This is a genomic window from Niallia sp. FSL W8-0951 (genome assembly GCF_038006525.1).
Lineage (GTDB): Bacteria > Bacillota > Bacilli > Bacillales > Cytobacillaceae > Niallia > Niallia circulans.
This window is the reverse complement of record NZ_JBBOVK010000001.1, coordinates 2521108-2546879: the sequence shown is the minus strand read 5'-3', so window position 1 is coordinate 2546879 and position 25772 is coordinate 2521108. Positions and strand designations below refer to the sequence as shown.

Sequence of the window (25772 nt, the reverse complement as noted above, 5' to 3'; positions counted from 1 at the left end):
GGGGAACTAATTGAGTAATGAACATGAAAAGTTGGAAACTGAAACTTCTTTAAAGGGAGAAACAGTGTCAGAATCTACTATTCCATATAAGGAAACAGTAGATAGGGATGAGCAGACACCAAATGTACCAAAAGAAAAGAAGTTGCCATTGGGGGAAGCTCCTTATGTGTATGCAGGATTCTGGATGCGTTTTTGGGCATATCTAGCAGATTTAATTATTGTTTCAAGTGTCAATCGAATTCTAATCTATCCGATTTTACGAATAGCCGATATCCCGTTATACGAATCAGGGATTTTCTCAACAGTAAACATTTGTACAGCTATTACGTTTTATTTATATTTTGTGTTAATGACAAAGTTTTTGAAACAAACATTAGGGAAAATGATTTTTGGATTAAAAGTTGTACCGATAAACAAAGAAAAACTAACATGGGATACTATTCTTTTCCGTGAGTGGATAGGTCGATTTATCTCTAGCAGCTTTTTCATTTTATATGCATTAGTTGCCTTCTTACCAAAGAAACAAGGACTTCATGATATATTTGCTGATACGGCAGTAGTACATGACCGATAACAAAAATGAGACTAGAATTGCAGTATTTTAACGAATATAGACCCGAACAATTATACGGAAATGGTAATTTTCGTATAATCGTTCGGGTTTTTTTATTGATTTTGTGAAACACGCTTTCTGGTAATTAACTGCAGACATAGCATGTTTAATTTTGGCTGCTTTATCCAATAATAATAAGCTGAAGGGAAGTGTTGCCAAAATGAAAGTTCTTATCATTCTAGCTATTATTATTGGTGCTTTTTTATTACTTCTACTATTTTTATGTTTTTTTAAATTAACGATACATATCCGCTATTATCATAAGAAAGATAACGATGATTTAAAAATAGAAGTTCGTGCGTTATTTGGAATTATTCGGTATAAGAAGACGATACCACTAATCAAAATAGATGAGGACTCTCCGTCATTAGTAATAGAAGAAGAAACAGAAATAACAGGCAAAAAAGAGACAATGGAGGATACGAAACAATTTTCTGGCTCAGATTTATTAAATTTTTTATCAAATTCCCAAGAGTTATTAAATCATGTTGTTCATTTTCACCGCATAGTAAGAGCGTTTTTAGCAAAACTAACAATAAAGAATATAGAATGGAGCTCCATTGTGGGCCTAGGAGATGCGGCGCATACAGGGATGGTTTCGGGTGCAATTTGGGCAGTAAAAGGCAGTATCATCGGAATGATGAGTAATTATATGAAGCTGCGTGATATGCCGAAAATAAATATCTATCCTCAATTTCAGGGAGTTGCCTCTGAAACATTATTTTCTTGTATGATTCAATTTCGGTTAGGGCATGCTATGATGGCAGGAATTAAACTGGTGAAATATTGGAAAGATGGTTTCCCTAATTTTAAAACAAATGAAACGTCTATCCAAAGTAAACAATAGACAATGGAGGAATAGGAAAATGTCAGATCATCCGATTCAAGGCTTAATGACAACTGCGATGGAAAATTTAAAAGAAATGATTGATGTCAATACGATTATTGGCGATCCTGTCGAAACACCAGATGGCAGCGTAATTTTAACTGTTTCTAAAGTTGGATTTGGATTTGCGGCCGGAGGGAGCGAATTTACGTTAGAGAATCATTCATTAAATGATTCTTTAACAAAGCATCCTTTTGGTGGAGGTAGCGGTGGTGGAGTTAGTATTACACCAATTGCATTTTTGATTGTAAATGCTCAAGGAGTAAAAATGGTCCACTTAGATGAAAGTACCCATCTTTATGAAAAAATCTTGGATATTGCTCCACAAGCTGTTGATAAAATTCAGCAAATGTTTGCCAAGAAAGATTCATCTTCTAATTCCAACAGTAGTGAAGGACAATCACAGCAACAAAAAGAAGATATTGAATTTTAATGTTCAGCAAACTGCGAATTTAATTGTTAGCAAAACGAGTTCACAAGAATCGGTGAGCTCGTTTCACTTTGCCTGTAAATAACCTTAAACAGTTCGTATTTTTTGCAAATAGTAGCAACTATCGATATGATGATAGTAATTACATATGAATATGGAGGAGAGACAAATGGCAAATGTAACATTTAAACATAATCCAGTCACACTGATTGGGAACGAAATTAAAGTTGGAGACAAAGCTCCCGAATTTACTGTATTAGCGAATGATATGTCAGAAGTGACTTTAGCTAGCTCAAAAGGAAAGATTCGTCTTTTTAGTGTAGTTCCTTCTGTTGATACAGGTGTGTGCGATGCGCAAACAAGAAAATTTAATGAGGAAGCTTCCAAGCTTGAAAATGTGGAAGTAATAACAGTAAGTGTCGATTTACCTTTTGCGCAAAGAAGATGGTGTGCAGCAAGTGGGTTGGAAAATGTTATTACTGTATCAGACCATAGAGACTTGTCTTTCGGGGAAGCATATGGTGTTGTGATGAAAGAATTGCGATTATTAGCACGTGCTGTTTTCGTAGTAGATGCTAATGATACGGTAACATACGTAGAATATGTAAGTGAAGGAAGCAATCATCCAAATTACGAGGCAGCAATCGCAGCAGTAAAAGAAGCTAATTAATTTGCCGAACGGCAGATAATACAATCGATTATCTGGTTAATTTCTTAACCGTATGATAAGCTAGAGTTTGGCCTTTTAAAAGGGACAGACTCTTTTTATTTGGTTTATTTTATAAGAAATCTATAATAATTAGGTGATAACATGAACATTTCTCCAGTAGAAGAATTATTTACAGTTTTTAATGAAACAGCATTGATTATACAAGAAGAACTAGAATATACGTATTTAGAATCTTTAGCTTTAACAGGAGAGAATATTTTTCAAGAAGCGATTTTACAGGAAGAATTAAGTGAATTAAGTAAAAAAAGATTAAAAAAATCATATGAAACGATTCACTTGGCTAAATATTCAAAAGAGGAAATTCGTAAAGCATTTCAATTAGTCATTTTAAAAGGAATGAAAGAAAATACACAGCCTAATCATCAAATGACACCAGATTCAATTGGAATTCTCTTTGGTTATTTAGTACAAAAGTTTTATACGAGTGAAGAGCTTCGGTTATTAGATTTGGCAGTTGGGACAGGCAATCTATTAACAACTGTGATGAACCATCAAGTCGGTAAGAATATTGCTGCCTACGGTGTTGATATTGATGACTTGCTTTTACAGTTAGCATTAGTAAATGCGAATCTTCAGGAACAACCGATTGAATTTTTTAACCAAGATAGCTTAGAGCATTTGTTTATTGATCCAGTCGACGTTGTCGTAAGTGATTTACCAGTAGGGTATTATCCGAACGATATTCGTGCGAATGAATTTAAAGTGAAAGCGAAAGATGGGCATACATATGCACATCATTTGTTCATCGAACAAAGTATAAATTATGTTAAGCCTGGGGGCTATGCTTTCTTTGTTATTCCTAATAATTTATTTGAGTCAGAGCAAGCGGCTAAACTTCATGACTATATAAAAGAAGAAGTACACATACAAGCAATAATGCAATTGCCAGAAACGCTTTTCAAAAATAAACAGTCCGCAAAAAGTATATTGATTCTACAGAAAAAGGGGAATAATATAGTAGCACCAAAGCAAGTTTTACTTGCAAAAGTTCCAAGCTTCTCTAATATGCGTGCAATGGAACAAGTTTTAAGTGAATTGGACACATGGATACAAGCAAATAAGTAAGGATAATAACTTAAATTACGTTAAGTGTTATAAGACAGTTTCCTTGTATTATATAGAAGATAATCGGCGCAAATTTGTCTTTTTTTCGAAAAATCGACGAAAATCTAAAAAAAAATGAATAACTGGGCATAATGTGCTTGAAATGTTTCTAGTAGAATGTTTTAATGAAAAACTGAAAGAAGTAAATCTTGTCTGTTGTATGATTCGATCTGTTCAATGTCAGGCAAAGTAAATAAAAAGTTGTTATACAAAAGGGGAGTAAATCATTTTATGGCAAAAATAATTGCGATTAATGCTGGTAGTTCTTCACTAAAGTTTCAATTGTTCGAAATGCCAAGTGAAGAAGTAATTACAAAAGGTTTAATAGAGCGCATTGGATTAACTGATGCTGTATTTAATATCTCTGTCAACGGAGAAAAAATCAAGGAAGTTACAGAAATTCCTGATCATGATGTCGCTGTTAAGATTCTTTTAGGCAAATTAACAGAATTAGGCATTATCGCATCTTTAGATGAAATCGAAGGAATTGGTCATCGTGTTGTTCACGGCGGAGAAGAATTTGCTGATTCTGCAGTAATTACAGATGATGTAATTGGTAAAATTGATACTTTATCTGAATTAGCACCTTTACACAATCCAGCTAACTTAACTGGTATTCGTGCATTCCAACATGTATTGCCAAATGTTCCGGCTGTAGCAGTATTTGATACAGCATTCCATCAAACAATGCCGGAAAAATCTTATTTATACAGCCTTCCATATGAATATTATGAGCAATATGGAATTCGTAAATATGGTTTCCATGGTACAAGCCATAAATACGTGTCTCAACGTGCTGCTGAATTATTAGGCCGTCCTATTGACCAATTACGCTTAATTTCATGTCACCTAGGAAATGGTGCTAGTATTGCAGCTATTGAAGGTGGAAAGTCTGTTGATACTTCAATGGGATTCACTCCTCTTGCAGGTGTTACAATGGGAACTCGTTCTGGTAATATTGACCCTGCGTTAATTCCGTTTATCATGGAAAAAACAGATCAATCTGCTGATGAAGTATTACAAGTATTAAATAAGAAGAGTGGTCTTTTAGGAATCTCTGGTTTCTCCAGTGATTTACGTGATATTACAGAGCAAGCAAAAGAAGGCAACGATCGTGCGGAACTTGCATTGAGAATTTTTGCAGATAACATCCATAAATACATTGGATCATATGCATCTGGAATGAACGGTGTAGACGCAATTATTTTTACTGCTGGTATTGGTGAGAACAGTGAAATTGTTCGTGCTAGAGTTCTTCAAGGGCTTGAATTTATGGGAGTTTATTGGGATCCAACATTGAATAAAATCTCTGGTGAAGAGTCATTCATTAACTATCCACATTCTCCAGTAAAAGTAATGGTAATCCCAACAAATGAAGAAGTAATGATTGCAAGAGACGTTTGTAGATTAGCTGGTATTTAAGTTAAGCGTACAAAGGTCTAGGATGAAAAATTAGAAGACAATCTTTTTCGTAGCATAATGTACGAGAAAGATTGTCTTTTTCCTATAAAAAAAGGAATACTACTTGAATGGATAAATATATTGTCTTTTATTGGCTTCTTTTAGTAAAATAAGGAATGATTCTTATTATTTAGGGGGGGATTAAATGCTTACAAAAGCTGAAGCTTATTATTTGGATAAATTAGAGCAATGGGAAAATGAACGGAAAAGTGAACGATCCATCAAAATTTTCCATCTTTATTCTGATTACATAGATACTGGCTTATCCTATTTACCTGAATGGCAAAAACAAAAAATTGTACGATCATTTAATAATATCTTATTCCATCTTCATGCCATCTTAATTAATTCCACATTTCAACGAAACACCGCCCAAAAAATTATGCAGCAGGCAAGAGTACATAATGAATCCATCTTCACTTTAAGAGATATGACAAAATTGAGTATAGACCAATTACAATCCATTGCAGAAAAACAAATGGCTCATTACAGGATGCTTGCCTCGGTCCAAGGGGCTTTGGCTTCGAAGCATACTGGTTTTTTCATGGGCGATTTTCTCTCAATGCTTATTATTAATCTTCGATCCGTTCAGGTTCTTGCTTCGCTATATGGAAGACCAGCTGATAGTCCCAATGAAATCATGACGGCATTGAAAGTTTTCTGTGCAGGATGTTTGCCGCATGAGCAGCGAAAAGAAGCATGGAATGAGCTAATGGATGAATTAGAGCAAGAACAGCAAGGTTTCTTTTATGATGGAAAGGATGAAATAGTTCAGGAAAAGATGCTGCATTCTTTATTAAATGAGCTGATAAAGCTTTCATTTATCTTATTTTTTAAAAGGAAATCGAGTATGGCTGGTACCATAATAGGAGCAGCGGCGAATTACCATTTTACGAAAGAGATGACGGAATTGGCACATCATTTTTATCAAAAAAGCTATTTACTAAGTAAACGAGATGGAATTTATCCGTCTTTAAGATAAGTGTAGCAACCGGGACCAAAAAGGTGCGGATGGAAATTTTCTTATAAATGGAGAAAGGGGAAACTATGGAAGACTTTTCATTAGACGAATGGGAACAGGAAAGGGAAAGACTTGAATATACGAAAAATTATATGAATATTGTTTTGCATGAGGCGCAGATCAATCAAGGGACATTACAGGAAAATGTGCGAGAATCCATAAGCAATGAAGAGGCGCTTGACAGTAGTTTGAGTTATATCAACTATTTAACGAATAGTAAGTTTTTACAGCTTGCAACAACCGAGTTAAGTATTTTAAAACGTATTTTAGATACTCCCTATTTTGCGCGGATTGATTATCAAATGAAAGGGAAATCCCAAAAGAATGTCTATTATTTAGGAAAAACTTCGCTTTTTGAAAAGGACACACAAAAACCAATAATTGTAGACTGGCGTTCACCAATTGCAAATGTCTATTACGATGGACGATTGGGCGAAGTTTCATACGAAGTGAATGAAGAAACGATTGAAGGGCATTTATCATTAAAAAGACAATTTAAAATTGAAAAAGGAGAGCTCCTTCATTATCAGGATATTGATTTAACTACAACAGATGAATTATTGCAGCAATCTCTTGCTGGAAAAGCAGACCAGCGACTAACAGAGATCATTTCAACTATTCAAGCTGAACAAAATGAAATAATTCGAGCAGATTTAAATCGGCCAATCATTGTCCAAGGAGCGGCCGGAAGTGGAAAGACCACTATTGCTTTACACCGAATATCCTATTTTATCTATAACTATGCAAAATATTTTCAGCCTGAGCAATTAATGATTATTGCGCCAAATAATATGTTTATCGGTTATATTGCACAAGCGCTGCCTGATTTGGGAGTAGAGAAGATTCGTCAAACGACATTCCTAGATTATGTTTTACTATGCATTGGAAAGAAAATGAAAGTAATTCAGTCAAATAAGAAATTACTAACATTTATAAATCATAAGAACAAACAAGAAGAACTGGTTAAGTGGCTTTCCCGTTATAAAGGATCTTTAGAATATAAAAAGGTAATGGATAAATATTTAGTGGATATATGTAATGAAATGAGTCCAAAAGAAGATTTTCGGGTAGAAAAATTCCCGTTATATGGAGCAAAGAAACTGGAGCGTTTATTTAAGAAGGAATACGATTATCTTCCCTTAATCAAACGGAAGGAGAAAATAAAGGGAATCTTACAAGCTGATTTAAAACGGAAAAAGAAAATAATTTTAAGTAAGTTGGAAGATAAGTATGAAGATGCATTAGATCGTGCCTTAAAGATAAAAGAAGATTCAAAGCGGAAAGAGAAAGTTGTCTATTTTCTAGACACGAAGGCAGAAAGAATAGCAACTGTAAAGAAAGAAGCTTCAACTGCTGTTAGAAGATATATGAAGACAATGGAGACAACCGATTTATATGAGTATTATTCCAGATTATTTGCGGATAAGGAGCTCCTTAGAAAATATACGGAAGATTCGCTAACAGAAAAGCAATTAGATTATTTGATTGCCTTCCAGCGAAAGATATTAAAACAAAAGAAAGTGGAAATCGAGGACTTAGGGGCATTATTTTATTTGCAGTATAAAATATTTGGCATAGATAAAGAATATCGAGCGAAGAATATTGTCATTGATGAAGTGCAGGATTATAGCGAATTTCAGCTATATGCCTTAAAAGCAGGACTAGAAACAGATATGTTTACCCTTGTTGGAGATTTAGCACAAGGGATTCACTCCTATCGGGGATTACAGAACTGGCAGACATTACAGCAAACTATTTTTCCGCGCGCGAATTATATGACCTTGCAAAAAAGCTACCGGACTACGATTGAAATTATGTTTTTGGCAAATGAAATTTTGCATTTAGTCAATGAAGATTTGCCCAAAGTGAAACCAGTTGTCCGCCATGGAGAAAAACCGACTGTTCATTTATATGAGCAAAAACAAGAATTGATTGACAGAATGATTCAAGTAGCAGATCGACTGCATAATGACGGTTATCACTCCATTGCTATTATTGGTAAAACAGAGGAAGAATGTAGAGCAATATTGAAAGAGATGCAAAAAAGAAAAGTGCCTAATGTCCAATTTCTTCAAGAAAATGAAGAGCTTGAAAAGAAATATTTAATTATAGTACCAAGCTACCTTTCCAAGGGACTGGAATTTGACGCAGTTCTTCTTTTTACGTTAAATGAGTCTTTTTCCCAAGAAGAAATAGATTTAAAGCTTTTATATGTTGCAATGACAAGACCAATGCATCGCCTTCATTTATTTACACGCGACAAAGCCTCGTTATTATTGGATAAGGCACATAAAGCATATTTTACAGTGGAGAAAGAAAACGAGCGAAAGAGTGGGGAATATGAATAAACAAATCCATACGAAGCATCAATACTTACAGGTTGGCTGTAAAGTGATAACCGTTAGTGATACAAGATCTGAGGAAAATGATAAAAGCGGTAAATTGATGATTGATCTGTTAGAACAGGAAAACCATTCTATACAAAAGTATGTCATCGTAAGGGATGAGAAAGAACAAATTGTACACGAAATAATGACGGGGGTACAATCAGCTGAAATTAATTGTATTCTCTTAAATGGAGGGACAGGAATTTCACCCAGGGATATTACCATCGAAGCCATTAAACCTCTCCTAACAAAAGAATTAGATGGATTTGGAGAACTGTTTCGAATGTTAAGCTATACAGAAGATATAGGCTCTAGTGCTATATTATCAAGAGCGATTGCTGGAACGATTAATAATACGGTCATTTTTTGTACTCCAGGATCTACAGGTGCTGTACGGCTTGCGATGAACAAATTAATCCTTCCTGAATTAAGTCATGGCGTCAGCGAATTGCATAAATAATAATAAAAAGGTCAATAACTTTTCAAGTAAAGAAAAGGGTTGACCTATTTTTATATATAAAAATAGAATTTATCTACTAATGAAATGTATAAAATAATGCATAAAAGATTAAGTTTATTTTTATAGATACAAATAGTTAGTTTATTAATAAGATGTATACTGAGACTTCCTATCTTTTTGTGTGTATAAAAATAAAATTATTTAAATTTTTATAAAAATTCTATTGAAATTATTAGGGAAAGTTGTTAAAGTGATACATATAGTTTTTGAATAAAAATATAAATAAATGAATATTTATTCGCATATAGGAGGAATTAGGTAATGGCAAATCCAAAAGTAGTCTTAGCATATTCAGGAGGATTAGATACATCTGTAGCAATAAAATGGTTACAGGATCAAGGTTATGATGTAGTAGCTTGCTGCTTAGATGTTGGTGAAGGAAAGGATTTGAACTTTATACAACAAAAAGCACTTTCGGTTGGTGCAGTTCAATCTTATGTCATCGATGCAAAAGAAGAATTCGCACAGGATTTTGCACTTACTGCTATGCAGGCACATACCCTTTATGAAGGAAAGTATCCCCTTGTTTCTGCATTATCAAGACCTTTAATTTCCAAAAAATTAGTAGAAGTTGCAGAAAAAGAAAATGCTGTTGCGGTCGCACATGGATGTACGGGAAAAGGAAATGACCAAGTGCGTTTTGAAGTATCTATCCAAGCATTAAATCCTAATTTAAAAGTATTAGCACCAGTCCGTGAGTGGGGATGGTCTCGTGAAGAAGAAATTGCTTATGCAAAAGAAAAAAATATTCCCATCCCGGTTAACTTGGATAGTCCATTTTCTATAGACCAAAATCTATGGGGAAGAAGCAATGAATGTGGAATTTTAGAAGATCCTTGGGCTGCCCCTCCAGAAGAAGCGTATGACTTAACGGTAAGTCTCGAAAATGCTCCTGATCAAGCAGATATTATTGAAATTGAATTTAAGGAAGGTGTCCCTGTCAGCATAGATGGTATTACTTATTCTTTATCTGCGCTAATTCTTGAGTTAAATAAGATCGCTGGAAAACATGGTGTGGGTAGAATCGATCATGTAGAAAATAGATTAGTAGGAATTAAATCAAGAGAAGTGTATGAATGTCCAGGTGCTTTAACATTGATGAAAGCACATAAAGAATTAGAAGATATTACGCTTGTAAAAGAAGTAGCTCATTTTAAACCAGTTATCGAAAAGAAAATCACAGAAGTTATTTATGAGGGACTTTGGTTCTCTCCAATTACAAAAGCATTGCAAGCTTTCTTGCAAGAAACCCAGAAAAACGTGACAGGAACGGTTCGCGTGAAACTATTTAAAGGGCATGCGATTGTAGAAGGAAGAAAATCACCGTATTCTTTATATGATGAAAAACTTGCTACGTATACTTCCGACGATGAGTTTGATCATGCAGCAGCGGTTGGCTTCATTAAACTTTGGGGACTTCCTACAAAGGTTCAAAGCATTGTGGAAAACGACAAGAAGGTGTCTGTGTGAAGAAGTTATGGGGAGGCAGATTTACAAAATCTGCCGAGGAATGGGTAGATGAATTTGGGGCGTCCATTTCCTTTGATCAAGAACTAGTGTTAGAAGATATAGAAGGGAGCATTGCCCATGTGGAAATGCTCTCTAAGACAGGGATATTGTCAGTAGCAGAGGCAGAGAAAATCAAAAATGGATTACTTACTCTAAAAAAGCAAGCAGAAAAGGATGAATTATCTTTTTCTGTAAAACTAGAAGATATCCATCTTAATTTAGAAAGTAAATTAACGGATTTAATTGGTCCTGTAGGTGGGAAGCTCCATACTGGTAGAAGTAGAAATGATCAGGTTGCAACAGATATGCATCTTTACCTGCGAAAACAAGTGAAACAAATTATCCAATTATTGAATGAGCTGCAAAGCTCGTTGCTGGAAAAGGCAGAGCATCATATTGAAACAGTAATGCCTGGTTATACACATCTTCAGCGTGCCCAGCCTATCTCTTTTGCGCATCATTTAATGGCGTATTTCTGGATGTTTGAAAGAGACAAACAGCGATATCAGGAAAATGTAACGAGAATTAATGTATCACCACTAGGTGCAGGTGCTTTAGCAGGAACAACCTTTCCTATTGATCGTTCCTATAGTGCTGACTTACTTGGCTTTGATTCCATTTATGAAAATAGTATGGATGCAGTAAGCGATCGTGACTTTATTCTAGAATTTCTATCGACTAGTTCTATTTTAATGATGCATCTATCGCGCTTTAGTGAAGAAATTATTCTTTGGTCTTCTCAAGAATTTAAATTTATTGAATTAGACGATAGTTTTTCCACGGGAAGCAGCATTATGCCCCAAAAGAAAAATCCAGATATGGCTGAATTAATCCGAGGAAAAACCGGACGGGTTTATGGAAATTTAATGGGCTTGTTAACTGTATTGAAAGGTTTGCCTTTAGCATACAATAAAGATATGCAGGAAGATAAAGAAGGGATGTTTGATACCGTAAAAACGGTGGTTGGCTCTTTGCGCATTTTTGCTGGTATGATTCAAACAATGAAGGTTAATGAGCAAGGAATGGAAAATGCCACGAAAAATGACTTTTCTAATGCTACAGAATTAGCTGATTATTTATCAGAAAAAGGGATGCCATTCAGAGAGGCACATGAAGTAGTAGGGAAATTGGTTCTATACTGTGTGAATAAAAAATGTTATTTGCAGGATTTAAGTATTACAGAACTACAAGCGGCGAGCAGCTTATTTGAACAGGATATCTACCATGTATTGAATCCCAGAACGGCAGTTGAAAGACGAAATAGTGCTGGCGGAACTGGATTTACCCAAATAAAGCAGGCGATTGAAAAAGCAAAGCTTTGCGTTTGGGAAAAAGAAGAAGTGAAGTAAAAGAAGAAAATTCTATTATTTGATTGCAAACACTGCTTTCAATAATAGAACTTTCTTCTTTTTATTTCTATTGATCACTGCTTCTAACAATTAAAACATCACAAGGAGCATTTCTGGTAATTCCTTCAGAGACACTGCCGATAATAAATCTCTCAACGGCATTTAAACCTGTCGCTCCACACACAATTAAATCAGCTTTGTACTTTGTCGCAATTTCTCGAGGAACTACTGCTCTTGGAGAACCGAATTCAATTGCCTTTACAACATTCGCAACTCCTGCTGCAGTTGCTTGAACAATATATTTATCTAAGAGCTCATTAGCGAATTCATCTGATTTAGCTGCAATGGATTGATCGTACGCAGCTACTGTTGCAAAAGATCTCGTATCAATAACATGGGCAATGACAAGCCTAGCATTATTTTCTTTTGCGATTGAAATCGCTTTCTTTATAGCGTTATCAGCCTCGTCAGAACCATCTACTGCCACAATAATGTTTTGATAGTTTACGTTCATAAGCATTCACTCCTTAAGTTTATCTACTTCTATTATATACCCAATTCATGCATAAGTTTAACTTTTCAATCAAATAATAGGGGGAAAAATAAGAAAGGAAGGAATAGAGATGCACAAACAAAATGAAAGTATACAGAATGATTTTCAATTTGATGAAAAAGGAAGCGAAGAAGTAACTGCCCAAGTGATGGAATCCTATAACGACGGTGCGGTTGATGCCTTCTTGGATAAAGAGCAGAAACAAATAAAGGACTAAACAAAAAAGACTGTAGGAAGAGCCTGAGCCTTAAATGATAGGCGAATAATAACTAATTCCACCTATCATTTAAGATAAACTAGTTTTAAGTTACTATGACCTGCGGCTGAATGGAGGAGGCTGAACCTCCATCAACGCTCTCCTGGTGGAAAGCAATATATACCATTCAGCCTGTGAGTACTGTTGCAAAACAAATCGTCCTTTTTAAATGAATAACTGCCCTAATTTTTAATCCATCATCTGCACTCAACTTGTTAGTAATTTCTTGGAATGTAGTAAGGCTGGTAGATAGGCTGAGGATAAGGGGCGTCTGCATAATAATTTTGACTAGAACTATTTCTACTAATCACTGGGCCAAGAATTGTTGTTTTATTAATGGGAGAGATGGTGGATTTCCACTTATGAAGATCCAATGAATAAGTATGTGCCATTAAGTCTGGAGGAGTTAGACGAAGTAAATCAGAGCCAAAGATTGCTTCAGGTGTAGGTGCATTGAATATAGCTAATAAATGTGTCTTATTTGTATTTGCGATTTCATAATGCCACCAGCCTTGGGGAACATTAGCTACTTGGCCAGGCGTAATGGTATAGTTTAGGATTTTTTTTGTAAAAGGATTTAATAGTGAAACAGTAGCAGAACCGGAAATGCAGTATACGAGCTCTGCCGCATTTTGGTGAATATGTGGTTCAACTACAATATCTCTGCTTAAATAGATATCTAGCAATGACACATTCTCTAACGAATTTAACTGTTGTTCTCCTAAAACATTAATATAATTATGACTATCTCTTGTGAAAAAATTACTTTTATTTACATCAAAATGGTATTGGATTTTTGGGTCTGTATAATCTACATATTTAACCATTCTCTTCTCCCCCATTTATTCCTTTTTAAGTTTAGGTATCTTATGTAAAATATAAATTTAGGTGCAAGTACATTAAAAGAGCAGATAATAGATTCGTTTTTTTGGGGGCATGAGTATTTCAATCACATATAAACCCCAACGATTATACGGAGATGCTAGGGGAAACTCCGAATTATCGTTGGGGTTATTTAGAAAACAGGTTTGTGGTTAACATCCGCATGACAGATATAAAAAAACAGGCGGATTTTCTTGTTTACCATTTATTGAATAATTTGAAGCTCTTTCGGAAATTTAGTTAAAATCTCCACTCCATCTTTTGTAACATAAACATCATCTTCTATCCGAACTCCTGCAACATTCGGTACATAAATTCCCGGCTCGATTGTATATACCATACCTTCTTGTAAAACTAGGGAATTTGTTTCAGTTAAGGAAGGGAATTCATGAACACTAATCCCTAATCCATGCCCTAAACGGTGAGGGAAAAACTCGCCATAACCTGCTTCTCTTATTGTGTTTCGAGCAGCTAGATCAACAGTAGCACAAGAAACGCCTGGCTTAGAGGCTTCAATCGCTGTAAGCTGAGCTTTTAAAACTGTATCATAAATATCCTTTTGCTTCTCATTAATGTCGCCAAATGCCACTGTTCTGGTTATATCGGAACAATATCCATCAACAACAACCCCTAAGTCAAATAATACTAGGTCTCCTTTTTTGATTTTTGTCTCTCCTGGATTACCATGAGGGGAAGCACCGTTCACACCAGTTAAAACCATGGTTGAAAAGGACATCTTACCAATTCCTTTTTTCTTCAATTCATATTCAATTGCAGCTAGAATTTCCATTTCAGATTTGCCTTCTGCTATTTCATTACAGCCTATTTCTATAGCGAAATCAGCCCATTTACAAGCTTCTTTTATCTTAGCTAATTCATCTGATGTTTTTATCATGCGCAAAGTATTAATTTTTTCTTCTGCTGAAACATATCCTTCAATGTTTGGAAATGACGTTTGAAGTGCCTGATATCTTGCCACATTCATGTGATCTATTTCAAGAGCTACTTTTGTTGTACGGTTTGTACGGCTTTGAACCATACTTTGAATAGCCTCCCATGGATTTTCTGTATCACTATAGCCGATGATATCATAGCTCCACCCAGCATTTTTAGCATCATTTGTTTCCATTGCAGGACAAACTAATATCGGATCGTTTTCTGGGAAGACAATCAAAGCCAATAATCTTTCATGTGGATCACTATAGAATCCGCTAAAATAGAAAATATTATCTGTAGAAGTTAAAAAAGTGAAATCAATTTCTTCCTGCTTCATCCAATTTGCTAGAGACGCTATTTTTTTTTTCAATTCAACCTACCTCCAAGTGTTTCTTAACAAGTCTATACTTTTTTTCATTTCCTTATATTGTAGGACCAGTTAAATATTATTCTTATCCTATAAGATTATCAACATAAGTCGTGTATGTAAATATTTAGACTTACGAAACTTTCTGTGTGATCAGATGCTTTAGCTAATTTTTAAATACTTTTTTTGTCCTTGTCCGCATAGGATAGTATCAAGGAGGTTTTAGCGACTATGAATAAGAATAGATATTTACTATGTATATTATTATGTGGTGTCCTTTTATATTATGGAATGCCAAGACTTTCTCCCTTCAGTAACGGGGCTGAAGGAATATTTTCGATTACATGGCTAGCCTTTGCCTTAATGGTAGTAGCGGGAAATTTAACTGCATTACTATATACCCCTAAAAAACCACGACCAGCCAAAAGGTCCTATAGTAAAGCACAGAAAAAGAAGAAAATCTATTATTACCAATAAGATGAAAAGAGGAGAGAGATAGAACTAAAACGAAAATCTATCTCCCGTTATCAATAAATAAGGGTCCGTATGCTGGTAAATGATTATGCGGGTCTTTATTGCCGATATCCGTATAATGTGGTTCGATTTATTTACGGCTGGAATTATTTTCTTCCAGCCCTTTTAGCATGTAATATTTTAATACCAATCAGATTTTTTTAAAGAAATAAAGATGTCCACAAAAGACATACTCCACTCAAAAAACAAAATGACTGAATGTTTTAATGGCGATTAACAGAGAATTCATTGAATACCCTAGTAGTTCACTCTATAATAAAGATATACAAGCTTTTTTCAATAGATTTTTTACCTAGGGAAATCATAGATATTAAAGAAGGCAGCTTTAAATGAAAGAAATTAATAGTTAGCCGAAAACTATTGAAACATAGATGGATAAATTGTAATAAATAGAAATAAATGGTATGAAAATGTCTAGTACAGGCAGTTTTCGCATAGAACAAACGAGAGAGTTTAACCAATAGAATTTTCTAAGTTTGTCTGCGAGAAGCAGTGTGCTTTTCTTAAAAGAGGGTGGTAATTTGGCTACAAAACATGAGCAAATATTAAATTATATTGATGAATTACAAGTAGGAGAAAAGATTTCTGTTCGACAAATTGCGAAAGCATTAAATGTAAGTGAAGGAACAGCTTATAGAGCGATAAAAGAAGCAGAGAATAAAGGGTATGTAAGTACCATTGAAAGAGTTGGTACAATTAGAATTGAACGAAAGAAGAAAGAAAATATTGAGAAGTTAACCTATGCAGAAGTAGTTAATATTGTGGATGGACAAGTTCTTGGTGGGAGAGCTGGTTTACATAAAACCTTAAATCGGTTTGTTATTGGGGCAATGAAATTAGATGCAATGATGCGTTATACAGGTCCTGGAAATCTCTTGATTATAGGGAACCGTGTGCGGGCACATGAACATGTATTAAAAGCTGGTGCTGCGGTTTTAATTACAGGTGGCTTCGATACAGAGGAACATGTGAAACGTTTAGCAGACGATTTGCAGCTCCCGATTATTTCAACAAGCTATGATACATTTACTGTTGCAACGATGATAAACCGGGCAATCTATGATCAGCTCATAAAAAAAGAAATTGTTTTAGTAGAAGATATTTTAACACCGCTTAAAGAAACGATTTACTTAAAGACAACGGATGATGTTGCTTTGTGGCATAAATATAATAAAGAAACGTTACACGGTCGGTTCCCAGTAGTGGATCATAGTTTAAAAGTACAAGGGATGATTACATCAAAGGATATCATTGGAAAATCGATGGATATGACGATTGATAAAGTCATGACAAAACACCCAATGACGGTTAGTGGCAAAACAAGTGTTGCTTCTTGTTCGCATATGATGGTATGGGAAGGAATTGAAGTCTTGCCAGTTGTAGATGAAGCAAACAAGCTAGAAGGGATTATTAGTAGACAAGATGTATTAAAAGCGCTGCAAATGAACCAAAGACAGCCTCAAATTGGCGAAACGATTGATGATATTGTCACAAAGCATGTCTTGTTGACTAAAGGAAAAAACAAAGGGGAAACAGCCTTTTCCTGTGAAGTAACTCCGCAGATGACGAATCACTTAGGGACCATATCTTATGGGGTGTTTACAACGATTGTTTCCGAAGCGGCGAACAGAGTACTTAGAGGGTTTAAAAAAGGTGATTTAGTTGTCGAAAATATGACCATCTATTTTATCAAGCCAGTTCAAATGGATAGTGTTATTGAAATAGTTCCCAAAATTTTAGAAGTTGGACGAAAATTTGGGAAAGTCGATGTAGAAGTTTTTAACCACGGAGTACTTGTTGGAAAAGCGATGATGATGTGTCAATTAATCGATCGTCATTAATGAAAGGAGAAATAAATGAAACAGAAAATACTAGATGCGATAAGAGCCTTTAATACTATCATTATTCATAGACATGTCCGTCCAGATCCAGATGCATATGGATCGCAAGGTGGATTAGCAGAAATTATAAAAACTTCTTATCCCGATAAAAACGTCTATACGGTAGGAAAAGAAGAAGCTTCCTTAAACTTTTTACGAAGACTCGATGTCATTGATGACAGCACCTATGCTGATGCGCTGGTCATTGTATGTGATACAGCTAATCAAGAAAGAGTATGTGACCAGCGCTATCTGACTGGGAAAATGCTAATAAAGATCGACCATCATCCAAATGATGATGCATATGGCGATATAGTTTGGGTAGAGACTGCAGCTAGTTCGACAAGTGAGTTGATCTATGAGTTTTATTTGTTTGGAGAAGATCAGGGGCTAAAGATGAGTGATGAGGCTGCAAGGCTGCTATATGCGGGAATTGTTGGAGATACTGGGAGATTTCTATATCCAAGTACATCGGAAAAAACATTTCTTTATGCCGGAGAATTAATCAAATATTCTTTTTCGCGCACAGAAATGTATGACCAAATGTATGAACTCGATCCCCATATTGTCAAGCTGAGTGGCTATGTTCTGCAAAATTTTCAAGTTCATGCAAATGGAGTAGCAAGTATGAAGCTCAATAAGGAAATATTAGCTCAATTTCAGGCAACTCCTGCAGAGGCATCGTTACTTGTTAGCAGTCTAGGGAGTGTAAAAGGTTTAAAAGCATGGGTCTTTTTTATTGAAGAAGCAGATCAAATTCGTGTAAGATTGCGTTCAAAAGGACCAGTTATTAATGGAATTGCAAAAAAATATAATGGTGGAGGACATCCAATGGCCTCAGGCGCAACCATTTATCAATGGGAGGATGCCTGTAAAGTAGTGAAGGATTTAGAAGCAGTTTGTAAATAAGGTAGTTTTCTTATGGCTTAATTATTCAACAAGAAAGAAAAAGGGTGCAATCCGTTACGTTATAATGGATTGCACCTCTTTTTAATCGCCAAAGGTGACTCTTAATTCGACATGAACCGTTGTATAAATAATCAACTCTGTTACTTTAAATTTATAACGCTTTTTATCGGAAACAACTACTTTGTTTTCAATCGACTTTTTTAACAGTGCGCGACTTTTATAGACCATATCGAGGTCTTTTGCAATAATGGTCGATAAATCTTCTTTAATGGCATCTTCCATTTCTAAGGCATTAAAGGGTTTAATATCATATTTTTCTTTATCTGTATTGTTTATCTTTACAACGATATCCTCCACTGTCAGCTTTTCTTCGGTCGTTTTATTTTGTGCAGCAAATTCCTCTTGCCATATTTTTTTCTCTCTTTCTAAATCCTCAATAGTTGCTTTTTGTGTTTTAATTTCCGAGCTATATCGTTCCTGCCATACACCAAAAATAAAGACAAAAATACACCAACTGATTACTCCACCGATAACCATTCCGGCAAAAAAACGTTGTACAGCCTGATTTTTATAATATGGTGGAATTCTCATTTATATATACTCCTGTGTAATCCACTTAATAATTGTAATGCCTGTATGAGCTCCTCCGAAAGCAGAAACGATTAATAAGATTTGTTTGAATAGGTCTTTTGTGCCAGCATCATAGATTCCTTTTTCAATCGTATCAATAGCATCAAAGGTCCCGCCAATCGCTGTAACAATCGCCCAAATTTTGATGATTCCAGAAATGCGTATGATTTCAGTAAGGAGTGGTTTTCCGGTTAGAAATGCAGCAAGTCCACCTAAAAGTGCGCCTCCTAAAATTACCCCTAAGGCAATAAAGTAGCTTTCGATGAAGGTAGGGAAGAATGGTTGTTGATTCATACGTTTACCTCTCTAACTTTTATTAGTTTTTGTTTCTAAGCAGGCAACAAATCAAATAGAATGAAGTCTTCTCCATAGAGCAAAATATTTATTCTCACGGTTGTATATTTTTCTCATATCTTGTAATCTTCTATTCTTCTTCTTATTATTATGGACAATCTATTGCATTTATGAATGAATTTAAAGGTCAATTATACAAGTGTTGAAGTTTCACGTCATTCCTTAATAAAGAGAACATATTTTCTTTTTTTGCTGTGAACATCTATAATGAAAGGAAAAAGTCTTTTATTTTGAGGCAAACTAATAAGATAGAATAACAATGATTGCTTTTTTAAGGGAATAGCCTTTAAAGTGGTAAAAAGGTTTGTAAATAAAGAAAAAATGACACCTTCTCTAGCATTTTTATATATTTTTTTGTTATAAGGAAAAAAATTTTTTAAGAAAAGTGGTGAATTAATTTATGTCTTTTATACATCTTCAAGTATCTAGTGCATATAGCCTTTTATCTAGCACGCTTTCGATAAAAGAGTTAGTTACAAATGCTAAAAAGCATGGCTATCGTTCTATTGCTTTAACAGATCGCAATGTGATGTATGGTGCAGCTTCTTTTTATAAAGAATCATTAAAGCAAGGGATAAAACCGATTATCGGACTAACAGTAGATGTAATAAGTGAATGGGAAGAAGATAATGTTTATCCATTGGTCTTATTAGCTAGAACTAGTCTAGGATTTAAAAATTTATTGAAAATTACGAGTGCTGTTCAAACAAAAAATCCACAGGGAATTCCTGTGAAATGGTTAAAGCATTATGCTAAAGGTCTCGTTGCAATCTCACCTGGATTTGATGGGGAGATTGAACAAAATTTACTGAGGGATGATACGGAATCAGCAAGAAATACATTAATGCTATGGAAGTCCATTTTTGAACCTGGTCAATGCTTTTTATCTATTCAAAGACACGGCATTGCGGTGGAAGATGCACTAAATGAAAAGTTACTCAGATTAGCTTCTGAAGAAAAAGTCAAGCTGGTAGCAACAAATAATGTATTTTACCTGGAGGAGGAGGACCATTTTGCTTATGAATGCTTAAAGGCAATCAAAAATGGGGAGAAGCTTTCCGATATAGAGCAAGATGAATGGAGTTCTAATCAGCATTATCTAAAAAACAAAGAAGAAATGATCACATTATTCAATGATCAACCAGATATTCTGGAAAACACATGGAAGGTAGGAGAGTCTTGTCAGATTGAAATGAATGGCATACTTGCTACCTTACCTAAATATACTGTACCTGCAGGAAAAAATGCTCTTAGTTATTTAAGAGAATTATGTATGGCTGGTTTAAATGACAGATATTCTCATCCTTCTCCAGAACACACAGCACGGTTGGAATATGAATTGGACATCATTGGGAGAATGAATTATAGTGACTATTTCTTAATTGTTTGGGATTTTATGAAGTTTGCGCGAGAGAACGGAATTCTAACAGGTCCTGGAAGGGGGTCAGCTGCGGGATCAATCGTTGCCTATGTTTTACATATTACAGATATAGATCCTATTAAATATCAATTGCTTTTTGAAAGATTTTTAAATCCAGAGAGAATTTCCATGCCAGATATCGATATTGATTTTCCTGATAATAAACGGGATAAAGTTATTTCATATGTGAAAAATAAATATGGAGAGCTGCATGTTGCGCAAATTATTACCTTTGGTACGCTTGCTGCTAAAGCAGCTTTGCGCGATGTTGGGCGAGCCTTTGGCTTATCTGTTAAAGAGTTGGATGAACTGTCAAGAATGATCCCATCTAAACTAGGTGTTAATCTCAAACAAAGCTATCAAGAATCCATCCGTTTGCAGCAATTTGTTGAATCATCTCCTCGAAATCAAAAACTATTTGATACTGCATGTAAAATCGAAGGGCTTCCAAGGCATACATCAACCCATGCTGCCGGCGTGGTTCTTAGTCAACAGCCCCTTGTTGATATTATTCCGATTCAAGGTGGTCATGACGATATTTATTTAACACAGTATAGCATGGAATATTTAGAGGAACTTGGCTTATTGAAAATGGATTTTCTTGGTTTAAGAAATCTTTCTTTTATTGAAGCTATTCTTGATATGCTTTATAAAGCAACAAAGAAAAGAATAGATATAAGAAAAATACCAATTGATGACCCAAATGTTTTCAAGCTATTAAGTAGAGGAGATACAACAGGGATCTTTCAATTGGAATCAGAAGGAATGCGCAATGTATTAAAGAGGTTACAGCCAACTAATTTTGAAGATATTGTAGCTGTTAATGCGCTTTACCGTCCTGGACCTATGGAGAATATACCGCATTACATCAATAGAAAACATGGCAAAGAATCGATTAACTATTATCATCCTGATTTAGAAGAGATACTAAAGAGCACCTATGGAGTGATTGTTTATCAAGAGCAAATTATGCAAATCGCTTCTAAAATGGCTGGGTTCTCACTAGGAGAGGCGGATTTGTTAAGACGAGCTGTGAGTAAGAAACAAAAGGAAATTCTGGAAAAAGAAAGAATTCATTTTGTAAAAGGAGCAGAAAGAAAAGGATATCATGAAAAAACAGCGAATGAAATATATGAGTTAATTGTGCGTTTTGCCAACTATGGTTTTAATAGAAGTCATGCAGTAGCATATAGTATGATTGCTTATCAGCTTGCCTATTTAAAAGCAAACTACCCCCTGTATTTTATGGCGGCACTATTAACATCTTCCCTTGGAAACACAGGGAAAATAATTCAGTATATTCAAGAGTTAAAACAGATGAATATTGAATTGACTCCGCCTTCTATTAATCAAAGTAATTACTTTTTCCGTGTAGAAAAGGATAAAATCCGTTATAGCTTAGCAGGCATAAAAGGTATTGGCGGAAATGTATTAAGAGAAATATTAAAGGCGAGAAGTCAGAAAAAATTTGAAGATTTGTTTGATTTTTGTATACGAGTTTCCCCGAAGACGGTTAACAGAAGAGTCTTGGAAATGCTTATTTATTCCGGAAGCTTCGATGAATTCGGAGTAGATCGTGCTATTTTGCTGGCATCTATTGATGTAGCCATACAGCACGCCCAATTAGTTCATCCAGAGGATGAAGAGCAAAATGATTTATTTAGTGAGGATGATTTCTTTTTTAAACCGAAATATGTAGAAGTAGAACCACTCAGAGTGGAAGATAAATTAGCTTTAGAAAAAGATGCCTTAGGATTTTACTTATCAGACCATCCTGTGTCTATCTATAAGCCGTATCAAGCAACTTTGCAAACCATTGCTATTAATGGAATGGAAGTAGGAAAAAAACATAAAAGCATTGTCTATATAACAGAAATAAATATCATTCGCACTAAAAAAGGGGAGCCGATGGCATTTATCCAGCTGAGTGATCAGAGCGGAGAAATGCAAGGTGTTATATTTCCAACTATTTTTAAGAAATATCAAAGTCTGCTTAACTCGGGTGAAATTGTATATTTGGAAGGGAAATGTGAAGAAAGAAACGGCAGTAAACAATTTGTTATTCAATTAGTTGAATCGATGAGGACGATTGTCCAGTCACTTTCTAAAAAGGAACATAAGTTGTTTATTAAAGTGATGAATGAGAAGCATATGATGAACCAAAGATTAGAGTTACTGGCGGTTATGAGAAAATTCCCGGGAACTACTCCAGTTATTATTCATTATGAAGAAACAGGAAAAAACATCGTTTTAAACGAAGAATATAAAATTTCACCAAGTAAGGAATGTATCGCTGAATTATCTACTTTACTAGGTACTAATCGCGTTTTCTTATCCGAATAAAACTTTACAACTTTAAAAAGTTGTTATATTGTTTAATAAGCTGACTGGTCAGACCACTTAGCCTAAATTTTTGGATTGGATATTTTGTACTTATACTTTATTTATTTTCTTATAACATTGCCAAAAAAGGCAAGAAAGAAGTGAGTGATGACATAAGGTGAATGAATCATCTTCAAAAGAATCCAAATTATATGTGGATATCGTGAATCATTTACGAGAAATGATTGATCAAAACGGCCTGAAACCAGGGGACAAGCTTCCCTCTGAACGAGTATTGAGTGAAACCCTGCATGCAGGCAGATCATCCATCAGGGAAGCTCTGAGAGCATTAGAGCTGCTTGGGCTGATTGAAACAAGAAAAGGGGAAGGAACCTTTCTTCGTGATTTTCAAGGTCATAAATTAGTAGAATTGATCAGTACTTTTATATTGCAGAATGATAAAGCAAAACAAGACGTTTTGGAAACAAAGAACTATATTCAATTAAATGCTCTATATATTGCCATGGAAAAAATTACAGAAGATGAATTGGCACATTTAAAACAGTTGGTAAATGAACGAGAAATATCAGAAAGTGAGTTTTTCTTTCAAATCATTAAAATAGCTGATAATTTCTTGGTCCATCGTTTATGGACTATTTTAAATGACTATTATCATTCACTAACAATTCCTGCGAAAGAATGGAAGAGGGAGGATTACCTCCTTCTTTTAGATTCATTAAAAAAAAAGAATCAAATGCAATTATGGAGTGTATTTAGTAATTACAATAATTTCAACTGATTATTGGTGCTTGGAAATGATAGGAATCCGATTCAAATCTAAATTGTTACTTATGGGGAGGTTTCCATATTGATTAAGGGAATATTTTCGAAATCAAAAAAACTTAAGTATGCAACATTACCTTCAGAATTATCAAAGAATGAAGTTCCAGAAGGGATTATGACAAAATGTTCTAATTGTAAGAAAATAATGTATACACGTGAATTACAGAAGAATCATAAGGTTTGTTTAAACTGTGGGTATCATCTGCCTATGAAGGCTTATGAAAGAATGAATTGCATTTTGGATGAAGCAACTTTTGTTGAGCTAAATGCAGAAATGAGAACCGGAAATCCTTTGCAGTTTCCTGGTTATGAAGATAAAATTGCCGGCGATATTAAAAAAACGAATATGAATGAAGCTGTTGTTACAGGAACAGGCGAAATAAATGGCAGAAAAGTAGTAATAGCTGTAATGGATTCTTCTTTCCGGATGGGAAGTATGGGTTCAGTAGTTGGAGAAAAAATTACCCTCGCTGTCGAAAAGGCTGATGAGCTTTCGGTACCCTTTATAATTTTTACGGCTTCTGGTGGAGCAAGAATGCAAGAAGGCGTGCTAAGTCTTATGCAAATGGCGAAAACAAGTGTAGCATTAAAACGATTTAGCGATAATGGCGGTTTATATATTACCATTATGACCCACCCAACAACAGGAGGCGTTTCTGCAAGCTTTGCCTCACTTGGAGATTATAATTTTGCTGAACCAGGTGCATTAATTGGTTTTGCGGGACGTCGTATTATTGAACAAACGATAGGAGAAGAGCTTCCGGAGGACTTCCAAACGGCAGAGTTTTTACTAAAGCATGGTCAATTAGATGCGGTAATACCTAGATTAGAATTAAAAGAGAAGCTTAGCCTCGTGCTTGAAATGCATCAAACAGGTGGTGAATTAGAATGGTAGGATTAGATTTTGATAAACCAATTAATGAATTGAAAGATAAAATCCAAGAATTAAAAGACTTCTCGGAAAATGCAAATGTTGATTTAAGTACAGAGATTGAAAAATTAGAAATACGCTTAAAAAAATTGGAAAAAGATGTATACGATAATATGAAGCCTTGGGATCGAGTTCAAATTGCTAGACATCCAAATAGACCAACGACCCTTGACTATATTCCCCATTTGTTTACCGATTTTATCGAATTACATGGAGATAGAGGCTTTGGAGATGATGAGGCAATTGTAGGTGGAATTGCGAAATACAAAGGATTACCAGTAACGATTGTCGGCCATCAAAGAGGAAAAGATACAAAGGAAAATATTCGCAGAAATTTTGGAATGCCTCATCCAGAAGGATATCGAAAAGCCCTGCGTCTAATGAAGCAAGCGGATAAGTTCAATCGTCCCATTATTTGTTTTATTGACACAAAAGGTGCATACCCTGGTAAAGCTGCAGAGGAAAGAGGACAAAGTGAAGCTATTGCCAAAAATTTATTTGAAATGGCATCGATGGAAGTCCCAATTGTCTGTATTGTAATTGGAGAAGGTGGTAGTGGTGGTGCTTTAGCACTTGGCGTTGGTAACCATATTCACATGCTAGAGAACTCCACATACTCAGTTATTACACCAGAAGGAGCCGCATCTATTTTATGGAAAGATGCTGGGCAGGCTAAACAAGCAGCTGAAAAAATGAGAATTACTGCACCAGACTTAAAAGAGTTAAGCATTATTGATTCCATCATTAAGGAAGTAAAAGGTGGAGCACACCATAATATAAAAGAACAAGCAGAACAAATTGATGAAGTATTATATGCATCTCTGAAAGAATTAAAAGGAATGACAAAGGAAGAACTTGTGAATCACCGCTATGCTAAGTTTAAAAATATGGGTATCTATTTAAATCATTGATAAGAGTTTTTAAACGAGACTAAGAATAAATATT

The 25772-nt window shown here is 35.0% G+C and carries 24 protein-coding genes; 19 read left to right on the top strand and 5 right to left on the bottom strand.

What is annotated here, in order from left to right; genetic code table 11:
- Positions 1–10: 10 nt before the first annotated feature.
- From NSS71_RS12705 to argH, 11 genes are all read left to right on the top strand, one after another.
- Complete coding sequence (locus tag NSS71_RS12705) at positions 11–574, top strand: RDD family protein (protein ID WP_445668934.1); 564 nt, start codon at positions 11–13, stop codon at positions 572–574.
- A gap of 199 nt (positions 575–773) precedes the next feature.
- The gene (locus NSS71_RS12700) at positions 774–1460 is read left to right on the top strand and encodes a DUF2953 domain-containing protein (protein WP_172866156.1); all 687 of its coding nucleotides are present in this window, start codon (positions 774–776) and stop codon (positions 1458–1460) included.
- A gap of 19 nt (positions 1461–1479) precedes the next feature.
- Positions 1480–1932 carry a GerW family sporulation protein gene (gene ytfJ / locus NSS71_RS12695; protein WP_095258036.1) on the top strand — a complete coding sequence of 151 codons (453 nt, stop codon included), beginning with the start codon at positions 1480–1482 and terminating at the stop codon, positions 1930–1932.
- Positions 1933–2098: 166 nt separating this feature from the next.
- On the top strand, positions 2099–2599 hold the full coding sequence (gene tpx / locus NSS71_RS12690; protein ID WP_047941843.1) for a thiol peroxidase: 501 nt from the start codon (positions 2099–2101) through the stop codon (positions 2597–2599).
- 141 nt (positions 2600–2740) lie between these two features.
- Positions 2741–3724, top strand: a complete 984-nt coding sequence (locus NSS71_RS12685; RefSeq protein WP_341151745.1) for a class I SAM-dependent methyltransferase — start codon at positions 2741–2743, stop codon at positions 3722–3724.
- A 270-nt stretch (positions 3725–3994) separates the two neighbouring features.
- The gene (locus NSS71_RS12680; RefSeq protein WP_047941845.1) at positions 3995–5185 is read left to right on the top strand and encodes an acetate kinase; all 1191 of its coding nucleotides are present in this window, start codon (positions 3995–3997) and stop codon (positions 5183–5185) included.
- A gap of 184 nt (positions 5186–5369) precedes the next feature.
- The gene (locus tag NSS71_RS12675) at positions 5370–6206 is read left to right on the top strand and encodes an EcsC family protein (RefSeq protein ID WP_341151744.1); all 837 of its coding nucleotides are present in this window, start codon (positions 5370–5372) and stop codon (positions 6204–6206) included.
- Positions 6207–6271: 65 nt separating this feature from the next.
- Positions 6272–8593 carry an RNA polymerase recycling motor HelD gene (gene helD / locus NSS71_RS12670; RefSeq protein ID WP_341151743.1) on the top strand — a complete coding sequence of 774 codons (2322 nt, stop codon included), beginning with the start codon at positions 6272–6274 and terminating at the stop codon, positions 8591–8593.
- Positions 8586–9092 (top strand): MogA/MoaB family molybdenum cofactor biosynthesis protein, encoded by a 507-nt coding sequence (locus tag NSS71_RS12665; protein ID WP_341151742.1) that lies wholly within the window; start codon positions 8586–8588, stop codon positions 9090–9092. The genes helD and NSS71_RS12665 overlap by 8 nt, the downstream gene beginning before the upstream one ends.
- A 321-nt stretch (positions 9093–9413) precedes the next feature.
- Positions 9414–10622, top strand: a complete 1209-nt coding sequence (locus tag NSS71_RS12660) for an argininosuccinate synthase (RefSeq protein WP_047941848.1) — start codon at positions 9414–9416, stop codon at positions 10620–10622.
- Positions 10619–12010 carry an argininosuccinate lyase gene (gene argH / locus NSS71_RS12655; RefSeq protein ID WP_047941849.1) on the top strand — a complete coding sequence of 464 codons (1392 nt, stop codon included), beginning with the start codon at positions 10619–10621 and terminating at the stop codon, positions 12008–12010. Before NSS71_RS12660 ends, argH begins: the two co-directional genes overlap by 4 nt.
- A 67-nt stretch (positions 12011–12077) precedes the next feature.
- On the opposite strand, the gene NSS71_RS12650 is transcribed toward argH, so the two are convergent.
- Positions 12078–12524 carry a universal stress protein gene (locus NSS71_RS12650; RefSeq protein ID WP_341151741.1) on the bottom strand — a complete coding sequence of 149 codons (447 nt, stop codon included), beginning with the start codon at positions 12522–12524 and terminating at the stop codon, positions 12078–12080.
- 109 nt (positions 12525–12633) lie between these two features.
- Between NSS71_RS12650 and NSS71_RS12645 the strand changes: the two genes are divergently transcribed.
- Entirely contained in the window at positions 12634–12780 is a 147-nt protein-coding gene (locus NSS71_RS12645) for a hypothetical protein (RefSeq protein WP_156485418.1), read from the top strand.
- Positions 12781–13034: 254 nt separating this feature from the next.
- Here the strand turns inward: NSS71_RS12645 and NSS71_RS12640 are convergent, their stop codons facing one another.
- Together NSS71_RS12640 and NSS71_RS12635 are read right to left on the bottom strand one after the other, a co-directional pair.
- Positions 13035–13646, bottom strand: coding sequence for a cupin domain-containing protein (locus NSS71_RS12640; RefSeq protein WP_047941851.1), 612 nt, complete (start codon positions 13644–13646; stop codon positions 13035–13037).
- Positions 13647–13906: 260 nt separating this feature from the next.
- Positions 13907–15007, bottom strand: a complete 1101-nt coding sequence (locus NSS71_RS12635) for a M24 family metallopeptidase (protein ID WP_341151740.1) — start codon at positions 15005–15007, stop codon at positions 13907–13909.
- Between the two features lie 228 nt (positions 15008–15235).
- Here NSS71_RS12635 and NSS71_RS12630 point away from each other — a divergent pair, with 228 nt between their 5' ends.
- The 3 genes from NSS71_RS12630 (at position 15236) to NSS71_RS12620 (ending at position 18327) form a co-directional block, all read left to right on the top strand.
- Positions 15236–15481 carry a hypothetical protein gene (locus tag NSS71_RS12630; protein WP_095322763.1) on the top strand — a complete coding sequence of 82 codons (246 nt, stop codon included), beginning with the start codon at positions 15236–15238 and terminating at the stop codon, positions 15479–15481.
- Positions 15482–16059: 578 nt separating this feature from the next.
- Positions 16060–17379 (top strand): CBS domain-containing protein, encoded by a 1320-nt coding sequence (locus NSS71_RS12625; RefSeq protein WP_047941853.1) that lies wholly within the window; start codon positions 16060–16062, stop codon positions 17377–17379.
- 15 nt (positions 17380–17394) lie between these two features.
- A complete protein-coding gene (locus NSS71_RS12620; protein ID WP_061798728.1) occupies positions 17395–18327 on the top strand; it encodes a DHH family phosphoesterase in 933 nt (310 codons plus the stop codon).
- A gap of 81 nt (positions 18328–18408) precedes the next feature.
- Here the strand turns inward: NSS71_RS12620 and ytrI are convergent, their stop codons facing one another.
- Both ytrI and NSS71_RS12610 read right to left on the bottom strand, forming a co-directional pair.
- A complete protein-coding gene (gene ytrI / locus NSS71_RS12615; protein ID WP_047941855.1) occupies positions 18409–18918 on the bottom strand; it encodes a sporulation membrane protein YtrI in 510 nt (169 codons plus the stop codon).
- Entirely contained in the window at positions 18919–19251 is a 333-nt protein-coding gene (locus NSS71_RS12610; protein ID WP_016202788.1) for a YtrH family sporulation protein, read from the bottom strand.
- Between the two features lie 460 nt (positions 19252–19711).
- Here NSS71_RS12610 and dnaE point away from each other — a divergent pair, with 460 nt between their 5' ends.
- The 4 genes from dnaE to accA all read left to right on the top strand — a co-directional run bounded on the left by dnaE (position 19712) and on the right by accA (position 25738).
- A complete protein-coding gene (gene dnaE, locus NSS71_RS12605) occupies positions 19712–23074 on the top strand; it encodes a DNA polymerase III subunit alpha (RefSeq protein WP_341151739.1) in 3363 nt (1120 codons plus the stop codon).
- Positions 23075–23231: 157 nt separating this feature from the next.
- A complete protein-coding gene (locus tag NSS71_RS12600) occupies positions 23232–23852 on the top strand; it encodes a FadR/GntR family transcriptional regulator (RefSeq protein ID WP_082138306.1) in 621 nt (206 codons plus the stop codon).
- 69 nt (positions 23853–23921) lie between these two features.
- A complete protein-coding gene (gene accD / locus NSS71_RS12595; protein WP_047941858.1) occupies positions 23922–24791 on the top strand; it encodes an acetyl-CoA carboxylase, carboxyltransferase subunit beta in 870 nt (289 codons plus the stop codon).
- Positions 24785–25738 carry an acetyl-CoA carboxylase carboxyl transferase subunit alpha gene (gene accA, locus NSS71_RS12590; RefSeq protein WP_341151738.1) on the top strand — a complete coding sequence of 318 codons (954 nt, stop codon included), beginning with the start codon at positions 24785–24787 and terminating at the stop codon, positions 25736–25738. The genes accD and accA overlap by 7 nt, the downstream gene beginning before the upstream one ends.
- The last annotated feature ends 34 nt before the right edge of the window (positions 25739–25772 follow it).